The organism is Microcoleus sp. SVA1B4, from assembly GCF_036700545.1.
Taxonomy (GTDB): domain Bacteria; phylum Cyanobacteriota; class Cyanobacteriia; order Cyanobacteriales; family Microcoleaceae; genus Microcoleus.
In genome coordinates this window covers 1-16,994 of record NZ_JAUBPB010000034.1, presented here as the reverse complement: position 1 = coordinate 16,994, position 16,994 = coordinate 1, and the positions used below count along the sequence as shown (strand labels likewise).

The 16,994-nt window shown below is 46.2% G+C and carries 18 protein-coding genes; 9 read left to right on the top strand and 9 right to left on the bottom strand.

Annotated features, from left to right (window positions below; translation table 11 throughout):
• Positions 1-6: 6 nt before the first annotated feature.
• Together QT987_RS16715 and QT987_RS16710 are read right to left on the bottom strand one after the other, a co-directional pair.
• The gene (locus tag QT987_RS16715; protein ID WP_333241876.1) at positions 7-132 is read right to left on the bottom strand and encodes a hypothetical protein; all 126 of its coding nucleotides are present in this window, start codon (positions 130-132) and stop codon (positions 7-9) included.
• A 29-nt stretch (positions 133-161) separates the two neighbouring features.
• Positions 162-1,046, bottom strand: a complete 885-nt coding sequence (locus QT987_RS16710) for a PhzF family phenazine biosynthesis protein (protein WP_333241874.1) — start codon at positions 1,044-1,046, stop codon at positions 162-164.
• 92 nt (positions 1,047-1,138) lie between these two features.
• Between QT987_RS16710 and QT987_RS16705 the strand changes: the two genes are divergently transcribed.
• Positions 1,139-1,693: a Uma2 family endonuclease gene (locus tag QT987_RS16705; RefSeq protein ID WP_333241873.1), complete on the top strand. Its 555-nt coding sequence runs from the start codon at positions 1,139-1,141 to the stop codon at positions 1,691-1,693.
• A gap of 82 nt (positions 1,694-1,775) precedes the next feature.
• Here QT987_RS16705 and trpE read toward each other — a convergent pair whose 3' ends face one another.
• The 7 genes from trpE to QT987_RS16670 form a co-directional block, all read right to left on the bottom strand.
• Entirely contained in the window at positions 1,776-3,323 is a 1,548-nt protein-coding gene (trpE, locus tag QT987_RS16700; protein WP_333241871.1) for an anthranilate synthase component I, read from the bottom strand.
• A 20-nt stretch (positions 3,324-3,343) separates the two neighbouring features.
• Positions 3,344-4,204 carry a GNAT family N-acetyltransferase gene (locus tag QT987_RS16695; RefSeq protein WP_333241869.1) on the bottom strand — a complete coding sequence of 287 codons (861 nt, stop codon included), beginning with the start codon at positions 4,202-4,204 and terminating at the stop codon, positions 3,344-3,346.
• Between the two features lie 173 nt (positions 4,205-4,377).
• Positions 4,378-4,803 carry a photosystem I reaction center subunit II PsaD gene (locus QT987_RS16690; protein WP_333054697.1) on the bottom strand — a complete coding sequence of 142 codons (426 nt, stop codon included), beginning with the start codon at positions 4,801-4,803 and terminating at the stop codon, positions 4,378-4,380.
• 299 nt (positions 4,804-5,102) lie between these two features.
• A complete protein-coding gene (locus QT987_RS16685; RefSeq protein ID WP_333241867.1) occupies positions 5,103-5,603 on the bottom strand; it encodes a peptidoglycan-binding protein in 501 nt (166 codons plus the stop codon).
• An 876-nt stretch (positions 5,604-6,479) separates the two neighbouring features.
• Positions 6,480-8,471 carry a DICT sensory domain-containing protein gene (locus QT987_RS16680; protein ID WP_333241865.1) on the bottom strand — a complete coding sequence of 664 codons (1,992 nt, stop codon included), beginning with the start codon at positions 8,469-8,471 and terminating at the stop codon, positions 6,480-6,482.
• Positions 8,472-8,944: 473 nt separating this feature from the next.
• Entirely contained in the window at positions 8,945-9,256 is a 312-nt protein-coding gene (locus tag QT987_RS16675; protein WP_333054700.1) for a DUF2973 domain-containing protein, read from the bottom strand.
• A gap of 607 nt (positions 9,257-9,863) precedes the next feature.
• On the bottom strand, positions 9,864-10,193 hold the full coding sequence (locus QT987_RS16670; protein ID WP_333241863.1) for a DUF2605 domain-containing protein: 330 nt from the start codon (positions 10,191-10,193) through the stop codon (positions 9,864-9,866).
• A 396-nt stretch (positions 10,194-10,589) separates the two neighbouring features.
• On the opposite strand from QT987_RS16670, the gene QT987_RS16665 reads away from it, so the two are divergent.
• From QT987_RS16665 to QT987_RS16630, 8 genes are all read left to right on the top strand, one after another.
• A complete protein-coding gene (locus QT987_RS16665) occupies positions 10,590-10,739 on the top strand; it encodes a hypothetical protein (RefSeq protein WP_333241861.1) in 150 nt (49 codons plus the stop codon).
• Complete coding sequence (gene thrS, locus QT987_RS16660; protein ID WP_333241859.1) at positions 10,732-12,561, top strand: threonine--tRNA ligase; 1,830 nt, start codon at positions 10,732-10,734, stop codon at positions 12,559-12,561. Before QT987_RS16665 ends, thrS begins: the two co-directional genes overlap by 8 nt.
• Positions 12,562-12,722: 161 nt before the next feature.
• Positions 12,723-13,496 carry a DUF4058 family protein gene (locus tag QT987_RS16655; protein ID WP_333241858.1) on the top strand — a complete coding sequence of 258 codons (774 nt, stop codon included), beginning with the start codon at positions 12,723-12,725 and terminating at the stop codon, positions 13,494-13,496.
• 139 nt (positions 13,497-13,635) lie between these two features.
• Positions 13,636-14,433 (top strand): DUF4058 family protein, encoded by a 798-nt coding sequence (locus tag QT987_RS16650; RefSeq protein ID WP_333241856.1) that lies wholly within the window; start codon positions 13,636-13,638, stop codon positions 14,431-14,433.
• Between the two features lie 89 nt (positions 14,434-14,522).
• Complete coding sequence (locus QT987_RS16645; protein WP_190662634.1) at positions 14,523-14,741, top strand: DUF3285 domain-containing protein; 219 nt, start codon at positions 14,523-14,525, stop codon at positions 14,739-14,741.
• Positions 14,742-14,946: 205 nt separating this feature from the next.
• Positions 14,947-15,483: an rRNA maturation RNase YbeY gene (gene ybeY, locus QT987_RS16640; protein ID WP_333241854.1), complete on the top strand. Its 537-nt coding sequence runs from the start codon at positions 14,947-14,949 to the stop codon at positions 15,481-15,483.
• A 161-nt stretch (positions 15,484-15,644) separates the two neighbouring features.
• On the top strand, positions 15,645-16,157 hold the full coding sequence (locus tag QT987_RS16635) for a diacylglycerol kinase family protein (protein ID WP_333241851.1): 513 nt from the start codon (positions 15,645-15,647) through the stop codon (positions 16,155-16,157).
• A 177-nt stretch (positions 16,158-16,334) separates the two neighbouring features.
• Complete coding sequence (locus QT987_RS16630) at positions 16,335-16,922, top strand: aminodeoxychorismate/anthranilate synthase component II (protein ID WP_333241849.1); 588 nt, start codon at positions 16,335-16,337, stop codon at positions 16,920-16,922.
• The last annotated feature ends 72 nt before the right edge of the window (positions 16,923-16,994 follow it).

The following is a 16,994-nucleotide window of genomic DNA, read 5'->3' as shown; positions in this document are numbered from 1 at the left end:
ATGGCTTCAGGCCGCAGATGGCTGATTTTCCCGCGCTGCGACGGCGAGAAGCAGACAAAGTGCTGCGATCGCTATTAGCAAAATTGTAACATCTCGATCGCCAAACAAGCATCTAAATCTAGCTGCCTGCATCTGCGGTTAATAATTCTCTCTTAAATATTCTACACAAATTCTCCCTTAGCAACCATCACCACCTTACCACCAACCAAAACTGCTATTTCCCCTTCATTTTGGGCTGCTTGTAACAACAGCAAAGAAGGTCGATCGATTTCATAACCCTGCTCAACTCTGACATCAATCTTTGCTGACCCATAATAAGCGTATTCTACCAAATATCCAGCCAAACAGCCGTTAGCGCTGCCAGTCGCCGGATCTTCTGGAATTCCTAATGAATGGGCAAAAACTCGCACGTTTAAATCATTAACGTCGCTGTAAGTTTCTGGGCAAAATATCAAAATTTCTTTCGCTGACCTTGTATCAACTAGCTCAAAATATTTATCTAAGTTGACCTGAGCTTTTTTGAGCGAAGCGAGAGTTTTTAATGGGACAATTATAAACGGCACTCCGGTCGAAACTTCTTGAATTGGGAAGTTGGAATCAATTTCATCGGGTTCTAAATTCAAGACATTTGCCAGACTTTCGGCTGATAAAACTTGACCAAAACTAGGCGGGTTTTGTCGCATCCACAAAATAGCTGCCGATTCATTGTGATAATTAAAAGTAACTGGAATTTGACCGACGGCTAGATTGAGAATTACTCGATCGACCTTTTCGCGAATAATCTCTTGCTGCAACACAAACGCAGTGCCCAAAGTCGGATGACCGGCAAAGGGCAATTCCTTCTTGGGCGTGAATATCCGCACGTCATAGCCGCCATCTCGCGGATCGGGCGATCGAATAAACGTAGTTTCTGAATAATTGATTTCCCTCGCTATCAGCAGCATTTGGGCCTCAGATAGTTCAGCAACTCCTGCACCGCAAAATACAGCTAGTTGATTGCCAGCATATTTTGACTCCGCAAACACGTCAACTATATAAAAATTCATAATTATGCCTTTGGTAAAAGTCGATAACTGATATTTTACATCCAGGGCAAGACAGCCGTTAAAATAACAATAAAAACATAGGAGTAATCGCCGTGAGCGTCACGACTGTAAAATGGACGGTTGCAGACTACCACCGCATCATTGCAGCCGGCATTCTGGAAGGGCGAAACGTTGAATTAATAGGTGGAGAAATAATCGAAATGGCTCCCGAAGGAGAATCTCATGCTTACTCTAGCGATGAGGCTGGAGAGTACCTCATTTATTTGCTGGGTGATCGGGCTAAAATCCGCCAAGGTAAACCGATTATCTTGCCGCCAAGCAACTCCGAGCCACAACCCGATATCGCTGTAATTCAACGTTTGGGACAAGATTACCGAGAACATCATCCCTATCCAGAAAACATCTTTTGGCTGATAGAATACTCGGATCATACTCTGAGCAAAGACTTGGGAATCAAGAGCAAGATTTATGCGGAAGCCGGCATTTCTGAGTATTGGGTTGTCAATTTGCGAACTAGGGAATTAATAGTATTTCGAGAGCCTACCAATGAAGGATATCAATCGAGAGAAACTCTGACTCAGGGTAATATTAATCCGCTGGCATTTCCTGATGTTGCAGTTTCGGTCGCTCGAATATTAGGGGCTTAGGTAAATAGGACTTACGCAAAGAAACCGGATTTTCTTGTTACCAGGCTCTGCCTGGTAACACAGATCCAGAGGCTCCGCCTCACTATTTCAAACAGCGAATTGCTTCCAACATTCCCCTGGCTTTATTGAGCGTTTCTTCGTACTCCATATCCGGGTTAGAATCGGCTACCAAACCAGCACCTGCTTGCACAGAAACCGAATGTTTGTCACCACCTAAAGAACGAACAACCATAGTCCGAATCGCGATCGCACTATTCAATTGCCCCTCAAAATCATAATACCCGTAAACCCCAGAATACGGCCCCCGGCGACAACCTTCCAACTCGTGCACAATCTCCATCGCCCGAATCTTCGGAGCACCGCTAACCGTACCCGCAGGAAAACCAGCTTTCAACAAATCCCAAGCTGTCTTATCCTGGGCCAATTCTCCCACCACATTGCTCACAATGTGCATGACGTGAGAATAACGCTCAATTTCCATTAATTCGTCAACTTTTACAGTACCGTTTCGGCAAACTCTTCCTAAATCGTTCCTGCCCAAATCAACTAACATGACGTGTTCCGCAATTTCCTTCGGATCTTGCAGCAATTCAGCAGCCAAAGCATCATCTTCTTGAGGAGTTTTACCCCGGCGGCGAGTGCCGGCGATTGGTCGCAAAGTTGCTATTTTTTTGCCATCAGCAGTGTTTTCTGCCTTCACCATGATTTCGGGACTCGAACCGATAATCTGCCAATCTCCGAAATGAAAATAAGCCATGTACGGAGAAGGATTAATCAGACGCAAAGAGCGGTAAAGTGCAAAAGAATCGCCACTGTATTCAGCCTCTAGTCGCTGCGAAATAACTACTTGAAAAATATCTCCGGCTTTTATATAGTCCTTAGCCTTTAAGACATTGGCACAATACTTTTCACGGGTAATATTGCTAGTGTAAGCCAATTCTGTATTTCCGGTTGTGGAACGGGCATCTTGCCCGTTATTGGGAGGTGTCCATTCTATCAGAGTAGATTGCCGGGAAAGCGGCGATTGCAGCTTCTGAACTAACTTACCAACGCGATCGCACGCTTGCTGATAAGCATCGGCCAAATCAACCCCAACCTCCCGCAAATCCGCATAGGCGACGACCCAAATTTTCCGCTTCACCTGGTCGAAAATCAGCAAATTATCAACCTGCATCCACAATCCATCCGGCAAATCATTCTCGCTGGCTGGATGCACGGGAACTCGCGGTTCTATCCACTTAATTAACTCGTAACCCCAAAAACCGAATAACCCGCCAATTCCCGGCGGTAACTGTGGCAATTTGACCGGTTGATAAGACTCCAAACATTCAGTTAAAGCTACAAACGGATCGCCCGTAAATACTTTTTCGGAACCGTCACGGTAAACTTGAGTTGTGCGAGATCCCTTTGCCTCCAAAATCCACAACGGATCGCACCCTAAGAAACTATAACGCCCAAGTTTTTCCCCACCTTCCACCGACTCCAGCAGAAAACTGTAAGGTTGACCCGCACAAACCCGATACCACGCAGACACCGGCGTATCCAAATCAGCAACCCATTCTTGATACACGGGTACAAAATTGCCTTGTTTCGCCAGTTCCGAAAATTGTGAGAAATCGGGGAATATCATATACTAACTTCGCTATACAATCAATAAACAAAAGACGGAAAGCAACATCCCTCCGGCGACTGATACTCGCCAACCGCCATCACCGCCATCGGCTTGAGGGCGCGCAGCCCCTCTTGCAAGCACCAGCGAAACAAACTTGCGTAACGCATCGGCAAGTGGAAAGAAACCTGTGCTTCGGAACTGTACGCAACCGCCCCCAACAGCAAAGCCTGCATATCCGCCTCAGTTTCCGCGACGCTGTGCCCCAAAGCCGACACCGCACAAGTATAAGCCACAATCCGACCTTGTTGACAAGCAACGAAGGGAGAAAAGTCATTCAGGGCGTATTCAATCTCCGAAGTTCGATCGCACCTGTATAATTTCTTGCACAAAGCCGCACATTCACCAACATCCTCACTAGCCAGCGGTCGCACCTCAAATCCATGCGGAGGCTGGCTGCGAAACTTCCCTTCCATTAACACGAAAGGTTCCTTTACCTCAAAACCCAAAGAAGCGTACAGCGACAGCGACGCCATATTAAAAGATTCCTGAACCAAACGGATACCCACAGCGTCCTGTCCCCGTTCCAGCAAAGCTTTCATGATTTCCCGTCCCGCGCCGCGGCCTTGAAAAGTTCGATCGACACTGACGGGCCCGATACCGCGAATCGGGTTGCGTTCGTCCATAAACCCGCAGCCGACAACCGCACCCTCACTCTCGGCTACTATGCCAAAAAACAACGGACTTTCGATCCGAAGACCAATAATTTCAGTTGAAAACTCCAGCGTCGGAAAATCTGTAGGGAATTGATGGCGATCGGAAATACATTTAAAAGCTTCATAATTAATGCGGGCGCAAACATCGATATCCTGATGAGTTGCTCGCCTGATTACCAGATTCATGGTTAATGTAATTATTAATTTTTATTAAATTTTAATCGCATTTGAAGTTTGCAGTGGCGATTGGGCGATAAAGAAAAAGCTTCTGCCGTCCAAGCGCTACTACAAACTATAAAATGCAAGCTGAGCTTTTCAGGACATACTACCCGAAAATAGCTCAGCAATTCGCTCAAAACCTAAACTTCGTAGGTTTTTTTACCAGTGAACTTGACCTTAATCGGATTGGGATTGCTGCCAATATTGCGGTCAATCTTACCGTTGTAGGGACGACCTTCGTTCACCTTCTCAGGGAACACGCCATCTTTGGGATGCAGGTACTCAGTAGAACCGTCGGGAAACACGCGGTAAATTTTGTAGTTCGAGATTTTGAATTTAGCCCGCAGTTGCTGGCCGCCCAAAGCGATGCACTGCTCCTTCCGGGGCAGATACAGCAGGTTGTCGCCTTGACGCATGATTGCAGCGCCGCCTGTAGGCATTTCAAACACCTGTTCCTTGGGGCTAGTCCAAGTGATCGCGTACTTCTCTTCAACTAGCGCCTTGGTCAGCAAGCCGCCGGTGCTGCCGCCGAAAAGAGGGGGTTGTCCAGTGAGTTCTTCTGCCATAAACATATCCAAAGGATTTTTACGGCATCGTATCATCATGAGGCGACACCGCTGTCGAAATTGTAAGGAAAGTTAACAGTTTTTTGCCGATCGATCTCTTCTGATAATTGATAATTAGTAATTAATAATTGATAATTGGTAATTTCCACCCAAGTTATAAAACAAAATTAGGCAGCACGAATTCCGAAAAAACCATCAAAAAAAAATAGCAATTATTCTGGTGCTTGTGGGGCACCAGAATAATCGCATATTCTCCCAATTTATCCCCACACACGATCGAACAATTTACCGCGTCAACCCTAAGTCAAGAACCAATTAGGGTCATAGCCACGCGGGATTTGGCTCAAAGCAGTCCAAGTTTCTCGATCGACAATCCCGTCGGCCTCAATCCCAAAGCTTTTTTGAAATGCGCGAACAGCTTTGTCCGTCAAAGTAGCAAAGTCGCCGTCAACTTTACCGCCATAATGCTGGGAAGTTTTGAGAACTTCCTGAACAGTAGCGACTGCTTCCCCATAACTGCCGAATTTGAGTATCGGCATATTAACTGGAGCTCCAGTATAAAGCGCCTGCCAAGTCAGCGGCCCGACAATGCCGTCCGGCGACAAGAAAACCCGAAACTGAAACAGTTTCACAGAAAACTCAACTGCTTTGTTAAAAATTCCTTTAGCAGGATGCCGATAAAGTTGCAACTTGGTTAGCAGTTGTTCGAGTTCCAATACCGCTTTACCTTGAGAACCTAATTGTAGCTGTGGCTTTTTGGCCATAGGTTGAGTAGATTTCATCTGGATTGTAGGTGACATAATCGATTTTTCTAACCTCTAGGTTTGAGTATTCTTATGGAAAAAAACTTTTTCCGGGCGAAACATTTGCATTCAAAACTTTTCACGAATCAACACTGGCGTCGGCAGTGCCTCAACAGATTCGAGCGACTTTTACCATCTCGCGACTTGTGAACAGGAGAGTTATACCATTTTAGATTTTAGATTTTAGATTTTAGATTTGGCATGACTGATTACTATGGGGGTTTGCAGCTTACCTACAGTTTGATTCTTATTGTAAACTGGTATTAATTTTGGGCAGCATCCCTAGGTATTCCGTCGCCAAACCGGGTTTAAGACGGCAAGCGCATCCTGAATCTGTTTTGATACTTTCGATATTAAAGGTGAACACCGCGTGGCCACATCTCCTTTAAGGCTGATCTCACAGGGTGAGGATTGAGGCCGATCTCCTTGACCTTTGCATCAGAATTATTCATCTCTCTCTTCTCTTTCTCTGCGAGCTCTGCGTTCTCTGTGGTTAAATCCTTCCGATGCCATCGGCATTAATATTAGTCGTTAAGTCCGACAGGTGTTGAAACAAGAGCCTCATAGCTCAAGTCGTCTCAAGACGACTGTAGATTAGTATTTGATATCAAGTCCGGCGTAAATAGCCCCTCATATCAAATTTGTTAGCAGCAGATTTGATATCATGCCAGCGCAGCCGGATTTGATATCACTCGATCGCTACTTGCGCGCTCAGACGCCCACCAACCCGGTTTTTTACAGTATATTCCATGTAAATTTAGTACGGAGAAACCGGGTTTCGAGCAACAGAATCAGTAATCATGCGAGAACTGTAAAGAAACCCGGTTTCTGGGGTATACCTCATAAACCTTGAATACGCTGTATCAATTTAGTCTAAACAATCGGAATAGTAAAGTGAAATTCACTTCCTCGGTCTTTTCCTGCGGAATCTACCCAAATTTTACCGCCCCAGCCGGCAACAATCTGTTTGCAAATTGCCAATCCCAAACCGGTACCGCCGGCGCTGCGGCGCAAAGCTCCTTCTTCTTGATAAAATCGATCGAACACTACTTTTAAACTGTTCGCCTCGATTCCCCTCCCCGTATCGGCTACGAGCACTTCCACCATCTGAGAACCGTTGCATTTCGCTCTTATGGTGACGCTTCCTTGAGGTGTGGTGAATTTGCAAGCGTTGTCTAGCAGTTTGGAGAGCACCTCCACCAACCACTCTCCGTCTGCTTGCACTAAAGGCAATTCTGCCGACACCTCGGCGATAATTTCCGGTAACTGTCGATCGAGTCCGCCCCCTGATCGCACGCTGCTAAGGGCCAAATCAACGCATTCTTGCAGCGTCAGCGATTCTACATTCCATTGGACTCGCCCGCTTTCTAAGTGAGAAAGAGTTAAGAAATCCTGCACGAGTTTCCGCATTCTATCGGCATCACCGAGGGCTGTTTCTAACATGATTTGCCGCAATTGGGCAGGCATATCTGGTTCGGAGTTCAAACTTTCCAAACACACTTGAATCGTAGAAAGAGGGGTGCGGAGTTCGTGTCCGGTGATGGCAATTAGATTGCTGCGAGTGCGGTCTAATGCTTCTAATTGTTGGTTGAGTTCTTCTAAATGAGCGTAGGTTTCTGCTTGAATTAAGGCTGCTCCGAGTTGGGTGGCGATCGCCTCTACTAAAGCAATTTCGTCTTCTTCCCAAGCCAAAGTCGAGCGGCACTGGTGCATTTCCACCATGCCCAAAACCCGCCCCTGATAAAGCACTGGCACCATTAACCAAGAGACAATTTGCCAATTTTTTACAATTTTTTCCAGGAATTTTGTATTGACAATCAGTGGGTGTTGTGCTGTGTCTTGGATGTAAACTCGCTCTTGCCGCGCCACCGCGTCGCTCCATATTTGATTTTCCTGCAACAGCCAAGTCTGATCCAGCATGGAACTAGCGCCCTGCCCCAAAAACTCGCGATCGATTTTGACCGCCACATCTGCAGCCTTGCACCGATAAATCAAACATCGGCTTGCCGACAGGGCAGTGCCGAGTTCTTGGACTGCAACTTCGACGATTTCTTGTGGGTTGAGAGACTGTCGCATTGCCGTGGTAATTAAGTTTACCAGGCGTTCTTTGCGTTCCTGAGCGGCGATCGCGGCGTATGCTTTAAGCAGTTTGTGCTGGCCTGCTTGCAAGTAGGTTACTAAGCGTTCGGTAAAAGCATCGCTCAATTTTGGATTGGGAATTTTTGAGTTTTTTCTCGTACTTATGTCGGGTTTGGTGGCTTTGGAAGTGGCGGATTTCCTCGTTTTTTTCGGTGTTTTGAGCTTGTAAGTAGTTCGCGCTCGATCGATCTTTTCTGCCAATTCCGGGCGATATTTGACAATTCTATCGAGCAACAATGCGGCCGCTTTGGAGCTTACCTCGCGATCGAACGTCCAAATTCCTTCAAATCTGCGAGCTTGATCCATTAACAGTGGCCCGCGATCGTCCTGGTTGTCGATCGGCACAATTTTTTCTTGACAAATCAGGCAAGTTGAGTAGTGTTGCCCCAGTACCACTAAGTGCCACTCTTTACTTAATCCGTCCTCCGGTTCAAACGCCACAGTTTCGTGACACTCCGAAGAATTTTTAAAGTCAGTTTCCGGTGCTGCCAGCACATATACCTGAGAGGAGCGTGAGGCAATTCGCCGGTAGCGGTGAGCTTCCTGGCGGTAGAAGCGCTCTCGCTGAAAGCTGGCAATCACTAGCGGTTCGTCGTCGGAACCCGCCAAAACTAAGTCTTCCATCGCGTGAGACAAGGCTGTCATGGAAGATTTGAAATAAATTTGTGCCCGCAGTTGGGGCAAAGCTTGCAGAAGTTCTGCCAGTAGCGAAATAGGGACGATCATCTAGCCTTAAACGTGCATTTTTGCCGATGACAAAACAGGATCGATAGGAGGTTTAGAGCGCTCCTTCTTCAGTATCTGATAGATTTACAGCACTTGGTAAGTAAAGTACAAAAAAATTGGTTTCGCTCTCCTGGGGTGCCCCGGTGTTCGCCCAAATTCGCTCCGCCGTGCCCGCCCCGATTCCTAGTTTCCCTGTACTTGAGTGTCAAACTATCCTCGCTCTCTTGGATATCAGTGCCATAATTATCGCTTTTTGGCGATCGATCTTGTTAATCGGTAATTAAACTTTAAAAAAGCGCAAATAATTAGCCATTAGTTAAAAACTAACGACCAATTATTTTGACGACTGATCCCAAGAAACCCGGTTTTTACCCACCATCTATGAATAAACCGGGCTTCGGACACCTAGCGTGTAAGTCCTATATTTTTTTGAGGCATCGCGCCTAAGTATAAATGCTGCGGCTGTGGTTGTATCAGGCTAGTTCGCCCCCTTCGTCGCTGCCGCCCGGAGATGATTTGTAGAGAGCATCTAATTGTTCGCGGGCGTCTTGGACAGTCAGCGAACGCATCACTAAAAGCGGCTCATTGACTATGTTTCCGTATTCATCTAAAAGTTCTGGATGCGGTACCGGTTGAGAGCGAGGATAGGATGGGTAGGGATTATTTGCCCTGAACTGTTGAGGGCGCTGGGACTCCATACCAACGGTGACTAGACTGCGGATTAAGTTACCGACCGCCAGAAAGGCAAGAACGGTAAAAGCTAAAATATAAAGCAGGTGCAACATTATCTTCTCCTCCGGGCTAAACAGCCACACAGCAATTTACAAAAGTGTTTCAGCAAGTATTGACACTCCCGGCCGTAAACGCGGGGATTCTTGGTTCACTGACATACCTTTAAACTATTCATCCCTTCGGCAATATTTAAACCAAAAACCCGTCCAATTGAACGAAGCTTCCAGCCTAATTTGAATAGTCCCAGAGGGCTTGTCTCCCCAAGCGTTAAGGGATTATTCCCTTTGTTCCCGTATGCCCTACGGTACATCTAAACTACTAAGATTTTGAGTTTTCTGGTATGGGTGCGCGATTGCTACCCTAGCTATGTTTTTGTGGTTTTCCCCACCCACGAGACATTATTGTTTCCTAGCCAGTCATTTTGGGGTTGGTTATCCATTCGATGCTCGCGGTTATTCTACCTGTATCTCTTTGTAGTATAGGGTACTATTTGGGAAACTTTTAGAACTTTTTGGAAATAAAGCCTTCCTAAAAGGACGGGGTTTTAAACCCAATTTTCTGATAACTTATTAACTGGAAATCTGGTGGAGGTTGTCAAGTGGGCCGCCACATTTCCCAAGGTTGGGGATTTGACTGCAAATTTAACTTGAACTCGCTTCCTTATTTTCCAGGGGGAGCTGACTGCAATGAGCGAAAGCGCGCCGATACTTGCCAGCATTCGGCGAGCAGTCTGTGCCACGGCATCAGTGCTGCTGTTTCAATCCCAACTTGACCTCCGGTTGCTTGAAATAGAGCTTTAGCAGCGCCTACTTCTTGCTGAGCCTGTTTGACTCGCGCCAGCAAGTCAGATTGATCTTCGTCGCCCAGAAAGGGAATTTCCTCAGTTTCTAAGAGCTTTGCCGATCGGTCGAACCAGTAAGTGAAATCCTCTAACAGCGGTTCCAGTAACGCTTTGAGCAATTCTGGCTCGGGCAAGTTGGAATTAAGCATGGATCAAAATTGGGTTATTTATCTATTATAGTCTTAGACGGTCTTTACAAATTGTAACATATTTTTAACAAAAATTCAATAATTTAACAACAATTAGCAGGTGGGTGTGAATAAATTAAACTATGCCAGCAGCGATTTTTGAGTCGAAATCCCCAAATTCTGCCAAATTAGGAATGAGAATTAAATAACTTGCATTTTTTGTAGGTTGGGTTGAGGAACGAAACCCAACGCTACGCGGGAATTGTTGGGTTTCGTTCCTCAACCCAACCTACGGAAGTTATTTAATTCGCGATCCTTAGTTCGCGAGCTCACGGTTGCTGAGAAAACAGGTTTTTTCATAGCAAGACGGGTGACAGCCCACCAAAATAGTAAAAAATCCGGTTTCTGAGAGTCGCAGTGCGGGACGCACTAAACGTTGCCACCATCAGGGCTGTTGCTGTAATTTCCCGGAGTGTCCCCCAACCTGAAGTCGGCGCTTACTGCCCCAATCTGAGTAAGATAGAAGCAACTGCAACTAAATTAATTGCTAATTCAGCCGATGTCTAGCTCAGAATCCATGTCCGCTCCAGAAGAGTCCGCTAAAATTGAGTTGCCCCGCACGAGTGAGTCGGAGGCACTAAAAAAAATTCGCCACACCACCTCCCACGTTATGGCGATGGCGGTGCAGAAGTTATTTCCCAAGGCGCAAGTGACCATTGGCCCTTGGATTGAAAACGGTTTCTATTATGACTTTGACACTCCCGAACCTTTTACGGAACAGGATTTAAAAGCCATTAAAAAAGAGATGATCAAAATCATCAACCGCAAATTGCCTGTAATTCGGGAAGAAGTCAGCCGCGAGGAAGCGGAACGCAGAATTAAGGAGATTAATGAACCTTACAAATTAGAAATTTTAGAAGGTTTGATCGAACCGATTACTCTTTACCATGTGGGTGAGGAATGGTGGGATTTGTGCGCCGGGCCTCACTTGGATAATACCAGTGAGTTGAATCCAAAGGCGATCGAGCTAGAAAGCCTAGCAGGCGCGTACTGGCGCGGCGACGAAACCAAAGCTCAGTTACAGCGCATTTACGGCACTGCTTGGGAAACTCCCGAACAATTAGCAGCATACAAACACCGCAAAGAAGAAGCATTAAGGCGCGATCACCGCAAATTAGGCAAAGAATTAGGCTTGTTTATCTTTGCCGATCCAGTTGGGCCGGGTTTGCCTTTGTGGACGCCGAAAGGCACTGTTTTGAGAAGTATTTTAGAAGATTACTTGAAACAAGAACAAATCAAGCGCGGTTATTTGCAAGTAGTGACTCCGCACATTGCCAGAGTCGATTTGTTCAAAATTTCTGGACATTGGCAGAAATACAAAGAAGATATGTTTCCGCTAATGGCGGAGGATGAAGAAGCGGCAGCAAACGAACAGGGTTTTGTCATGAAACCGATGAACTGCCCTTTTCACATTCAAATTTACAAAAGCGAATTGCGTTCCTATCGCGAATTGCCGATGCGCTTAGCGGAATTCGGCACAGTTTACCGCTACGAACAATCGGGAGAATTGGGCGGTTTAACGCGGGTGCGTGGCTTTACGGTGGATGATTCCCACTTATTTGTCACGCCGGAACAATTGGATGCTGAATTTTTGAATGTAGTGGATTTAATTCTGTCAGTATTCAAGAGTCTGCAACTGAAAAACTTTAAGGCGCGTTTGAGTTTCCGCGATCCGAACAATTTAGAGAAATATATCGGTTCCGATGAAGCTTGGGAAAAGGCTCAAGGTGCAATCCGCCGCGCGGTGGAAACTTTGGGAATGAATTATTTTGAGGGAATTGGGGAGGCGGCTTTTTACGGGCCGAAACTCGATTTCATTTTCCAAGATGTTTTGGATAGAGAATGGCAATTAGGAACTGTTCAGGTAGATTACAACTTGCCCGAACGTTTTGATTTGGAATACGTTGCTGAAGACGGCACTCGCAAGCGCCCGGTGATGATTCACCGCGCTCCTTTCGGTTCTTTGGAACGTTTGATCGGGATTTTGATCGAGCAGTATGCGGGGGATTTTCCGCTGTGGTTGGCGCCAATTCAGGTGCGATTGTTGCCTGTCAGCGCGGAGTTTTTGCCGTTTGCAAAGGAAGTGGCGGCGAAGATGAAGGCGCTAAATATTCGCGCAGAAGCTGATGAGGATAGCGAGCGTTTGGGCAAGTTGATTCGCAATGCTGAGAAGGATAAAATTCCGGTGATGGGTGTTGTGGGTGCGAAGGAAGTTGAGGCGAATAGTTTGAATATTCGGACGCGGGCTTCTGGGGAGTTGGGGGCGATTTCGGTTGATGAAGTGATTGGGAGGTTGCAGGCGGCGATTAGTAGTTACGGCGATTTTTAGGGGAGTTAATTACTGATTTGAGAACGGGCGAGACGCCCATTCCACATTTTTGAAAACGGGCGAGACGCCCATTCCACAACTAACGCAGATGATAGTTTGATATTGTCTGCGTTTTTCTAATTGAGCTGCTAAAATGATAGTAGTAAACGGAAGGTACATCCATGCCTAATCCATTTCCGGGGATGAATCCCTATTTAGAAAGTCCTGACTTTTGGCCCCAAGTACATCACTTGCTAATTAGTAGCATTTTTGAATCATTAGTGCCGCAGTTGCTGCCAAGATATATCGTCGATATTGAAAAAAGAGTTTATGAGATTAGTGGGGACAATTCCCTATTAGTGGGGATTCCTGATGTCACGGTGCAGCGTTCTCCTAGTCCAACCAGCCCTACTTCTTCTAATGTGGCAGTTGCCGCACCGCCTGTGACAGCTTTGAAAGTCAGACTGCCAGTACCTGTGGAATTTAGGGAAGCATATTTAGAGGTGCGAGATACAGCAACTAGGGAAGTTGTGACAGTGATTGAAGTGCTGTCACCAGCCAATAAGCGCCCTGGCAAAGGGCGAGAAATGTATGAAGCAAAGCGAGAAAAGGTGTTTGGTAGTCGAACTCATCTGGTTGAGATTGACTTGCTGCGAAGTTACCAACCCATGTTAGTTTTTGATAACGATATTGAGGCAAGTTATCGAATTTTAGTGAGTCGGGGAAATCAAAGGCCTTTGGCAGATTTGTACCTTTTCAATTTACCCGATATGATTCCTCCGTTTCCCCTGCCTTTGCGCGCGGGCGATGCGGAACCAACTGTAGATTTACAAGCGTTATTAAATGGGGTTTACGATCGCGCCGCCTATGACTTTAGAATAGATTACACCGCCGTACCCGTACCTGCGCTTTCAGAAGCCGATACTGCTTGGGCTGCTTCTCTGCTTAGGGAGTAGTAATCTTGGACGCATCTCAACCAAAGAAACCGGGTTTGTTGCGGTTTTTGCGGGCTGTAACGAAGTCTTGGAGCAAAAACCCGGTTTCTGGCCACCCGTGCATAAGTCCTAAGCAGGTAAATCAACAGGAGTTAAATCAATGCCTAATCCATTTCCGGGAATGAATCCTTATTTAGAAAGCCCTGAGTTTTGGCCCGAAGTTCATCATTTACTGATTAGTATCCTTCAGGAGTCATTGGTTCCTCAACTGGTGCCAAAATATCGAGTTGCGATCGAAAAGCGTATTTATGAAATTAAGGGAGAACAATCTCTTTTAGTTGGGATTCCCGATGTTTCAATTGTGCGCCCCCCTACTCCCAGAAATTCCAGTGCATCTAATGTAGCTGTCGCGACACGAACTGCTACGCCTTTGAAAGTCGGATTACCGATGTTTGAGGAGGTGAGAGAAGGGTATTTGGAGATTATAGATATAGCAAGTAAGGAAGTTGTGACGGTGATTGAGGTGCTTTCACCTGCTAATAAACGTCCGGGACAAGGGCGGACAATGTATGAGGAAAAGCGGGATAAGGTGTTGGCAAGTCGATCGCACTTAGTGGAAATTGACCTGCTGCGAATTTACGAACCTCTGCCAGTTTTGGGTAACGATATTGACGGAACTTATCGGCTTTTGGTGAGTCGGGCAGATTGTCGCCCCACGGCTGATTTGTATTTGTTTAATCTACCGGATGCAATTCCGGCTTTTCCTTTGCCTTTGCGCGGAGACGATGCTGAACCAATGGTCGATTTACAGGGGTTATTGAATACATTGTACGATCGCGCCGGATATGATTTTACGATCGATTATATGGCTGAGTTAGTCCCTGCGCTTTCAGAATCCGATGCTGTTTGGGCGGATGCTTTGTTGTCCGAAACCAGTCTGCGGTCATCTGAAACCTAAAAACACCTACACAAAACGTTACATATTTGTTAACATCGGGACGAGCCTGTCCTCAACAGCCCCTCTATTAACCTTCTAAACTAACCGTTATGAGTCAACCTCCCTCAGCAATTCCAGCCTCAGAAGAGTCCGCCGAAACTCCAACAGCGCCGACAAACAATGCACCTCCACCGAGTTATGTCAAGCTGGCGATGCGGAACATGGTTCGCAAGCGGGCGACTTCTTTGTTTCATTTTGCCTTGACAGCCGCCGGACTTTTGGGCGTACTCGTGGGTTTGGCATTTCTCGATCGCTATTTCAATTCTTAATCGAGGATTCCAACAATCAGCCTCTAATTTCTGCTGATGTTTTTGATCTTTCTTAATCTGGAGTTAAGCTGATTGTTCTGCCTGACTGTTGCAATCTCTAACAGATTACTGTATCTTGCCAGCAACAGCAAAATCCCCTGCCGTTCGATCGCGCCATTGGAATTTGTAAAAAATTGAATATATCCCTTGACAGGAGAGCAAAAAAATGTTAATAGAGGTGAACGTCGAGGACTGTTACGGGATCGCCCAGCAGTCAGCCGACGCTTCCAACCTCCCTGAGAGTGCAGCCAGCGGGGAGATTGCAGCCGAAACCTGGGAAAATTGGTTTAGCGTTTGGCTGGAAAACCAGGCGGCGGATGTGCCAGTGGCCCCAGGCTACGAAGTCAGTCTGCGTTTAACCGCCGATACGGAGATGCAAGCCCTCAACCTCCAGTACCGCCAGCTCGATCGACCGACCGATGTACTAGCTTTCGCAGCTTTAGAGGTAGACTGTCCTCAGCTAGAGGAAATGCAGTCATCTGAACCCCTATACTTGGGTGATATCGTCATCTCGATCGATACAGCTAACCGACAAGCCCAGCAGCAAGGACATCCCCTGAAGACCGAACTAGCTTGGCTGGCAGCCCACGGTTTTCTGCATCTTTTGGGCTGGGATCACCCGGATGAAGAAAGTCTGACTCAAATGCTCGATCGACAAGAAACTTTGCTGCGGGCGATCGGTCTTGCGATCCAAACAGCATAACTGAAGTTGATGGTTACTTAACAAAGTATGTCAAGCCCAATATAACTTTCTGAAATTAAACCAAAACTTTAGTAAAAACTTAGAAAAGTTACCTAGACTTGATGAAGTTAATTTCAAAAGTTTAGCTTTCATTCATCTCTGTAAATTAAAGTTGGTTCTTTATGACACTAGATAGACCCTCAATTTCATCACAAATCGCACAGTTTCTGCCCATGCCTCAAGACTCTTCTAGCCAGACAGTCCAGGAGCCTAAAAAAGCCTTGAAATACAACCGAGAGCTGTCCTGGAAAATCGCATCTAGCTTAGCTACGAGTTTTAGATACGCTTGGGGGGGTCTGAGTTATGCTTTTGAAACTCAGCGCAATTTTCGGATTCACACAGTTATTGGCACTTTGGCGATCGGACTCGGCCTATTTTTGCAACTGAAACCTGTAGAAATATCTGTGATCGGCGTCACCATTGGCATAGTTTTAGCAATGGAACTGTTGAATACGGCGATCGAATCGGTGGTAGACTTGACAGTCGGGCAATCTTACCACGAACTAGCCAAAATTGCCAAAGACTGCGGTGCCGGAGCAGTTCTGGTATCGGCAATGGCTGCGATCATCGTCGGTACTGCACTTCTGCTGCCTCCTTTGTGGGCAGTCGTTCAAATTGCGATCGGCCGTCAGTAAATTATTGGCCTCAGCAAATTTTAGGTTTTAGATGACCAATGGGAGGTTTTTAGTTTTATTCGTCTATATTGCAACTATTTTTATCTTGGGCATCTATCTAAAATCTTAAAACCCTTGCTTTCAGGGAGCGAGTTAACCTAAAATCTAAAATCTAAAACCTAAAATCCAACTTAACCCGTGATTATAGTAATCGATAACTACGACAGTTTTACATACAATTTGGTACAGTATCTAGGAGAACTCGGTGCCCAGTTGCCCGTAGCCAGCGAAGTGCAAGTCTACCGCAACGACCAAATTTCCTTAGCAGAAATTAGGCAATTGCAGCCGGCAGCAGTGGTGATTTCTCCCGGCCCGGGACGGCCGGAAGATGCGGGAATTTCTCTGGAATTAATCAAAGAATTGGGGCCGACTCTACCAATTTTAGGCGTGTGCCTCGGACATCAAAGTATCGGTCAAGTATTCGGTGGCAAAATTGTTTCTGCACCCGTGTTGATGCACGGCAAAACTTCTCAGGTAGAACACGCAGGAGTCGGAGTTTTTCAGGGCGTGGAATCGCCGATGATTGCAACTCGCTATCACAGTTTAGTAATTGAAAAGCAGAGTTGTCCAGAAGTTTTGGAAATTACCGCTTGGGTTGAAGACGGAACTATTATGGGCGTGCGACACCGGGAATATCCGCACATTGAAGGTGTGCAGTTTCACCCGGAAAGTATTTTGACGACTGCGGGAAAGCAATTATTGCGAAATTTCTTGGAACGGCTTTAGGAACGCGAATTAAATAACTTACAATTTTAATTGTTATTGTGGGATGGGCGTCCCGCCCGTCCTTTTTGGACG

Excerpts from the sequence above, each read along its gene's own strand:
- QT987_RS16715 (WP_333241876.1), bottom strand. The coding sequence starts at position 132 with ATGCAGGCAGCTAGATTTAGATGCTTGTTTGGCGATCGAGATGTTACA.
- QT987_RS16710 (WP_333241874.1), bottom strand. The coding sequence starts at position 1,046 with ATGAATTTTTATATAGTTGACGTGTTTGCGGAGTCAAAATATGCTGGC.
- trpE (WP_333241871.1), bottom strand. The coding sequence starts at position 3,323 with ATGATATTCCCCGATTTCTCACAATTTTCGGAACTGGCGAAACAAGGC.
- QT987_RS16695 (WP_333241869.1), bottom strand. The coding sequence starts at position 4,204 with ATGAATCTGGTAATCAGGCGAGCAACTCATCAGGATATCGATGTTTGC.
- QT987_RS16690 (WP_333054697.1), bottom strand. The coding sequence starts at position 4,803 with ATGGCAGAAGAACTCACTGGACAACCCCCTCTTTTCGGCGGCAGCACC.
- QT987_RS16685 (WP_333241867.1), bottom strand. The coding sequence starts at position 5,603 with ATGTCACCTACAATCCAGATGAAATCTACTCAACCTATGGCCAAAAAG.
- QT987_RS16680 (WP_333241865.1), bottom strand. The coding sequence starts at position 8,471 with ATGATCGTCCCTATTTCGCTACTGGCAGAACTTCTGCAAGCTTTGCCC.
- QT987_RS16675 (WP_333054700.1), bottom strand. The coding sequence starts at position 9,256 with ATGTTGCACCTGCTTTATATTTTAGCTTTTACCGTTCTTGCCTTTCTG.
- QT987_RS16670 (WP_333241863.1), bottom strand. The coding sequence starts at position 10,193 with ATGCTTAATTCCAACTTGCCCGAGCCAGAATTGCTCAAAGCGTTACTG.
- thrS (WP_333241859.1), top strand. The coding sequence starts at position 10,732 with ATGTCTAGCTCAGAATCCATGTCCGCTCCAGAAGAGTCCGCTAAAATT.
- QT987_RS16655 (WP_333241858.1), top strand. The coding sequence starts at position 12,723 with ATGCCTAATCCATTTCCGGGGATGAATCCCTATTTAGAAAGTCCTGAC.
- QT987_RS16650 (WP_333241856.1), top strand. The coding sequence starts at position 13,636 with ATGCCTAATCCATTTCCGGGAATGAATCCTTATTTAGAAAGCCCTGAG.
- QT987_RS16645 (WP_190662634.1), top strand. The coding sequence starts at position 14,523 with ATGAGTCAACCTCCCTCAGCAATTCCAGCCTCAGAAGAGTCCGCCGAA.
- ybeY (WP_333241854.1), top strand. The coding sequence starts at position 14,947 with ATGTTAATAGAGGTGAACGTCGAGGACTGTTACGGGATCGCCCAGCAG.
- QT987_RS16635 (WP_333241851.1), top strand. The coding sequence starts at position 15,645 with ATGACACTAGATAGACCCTCAATTTCATCACAAATCGCACAGTTTCTG.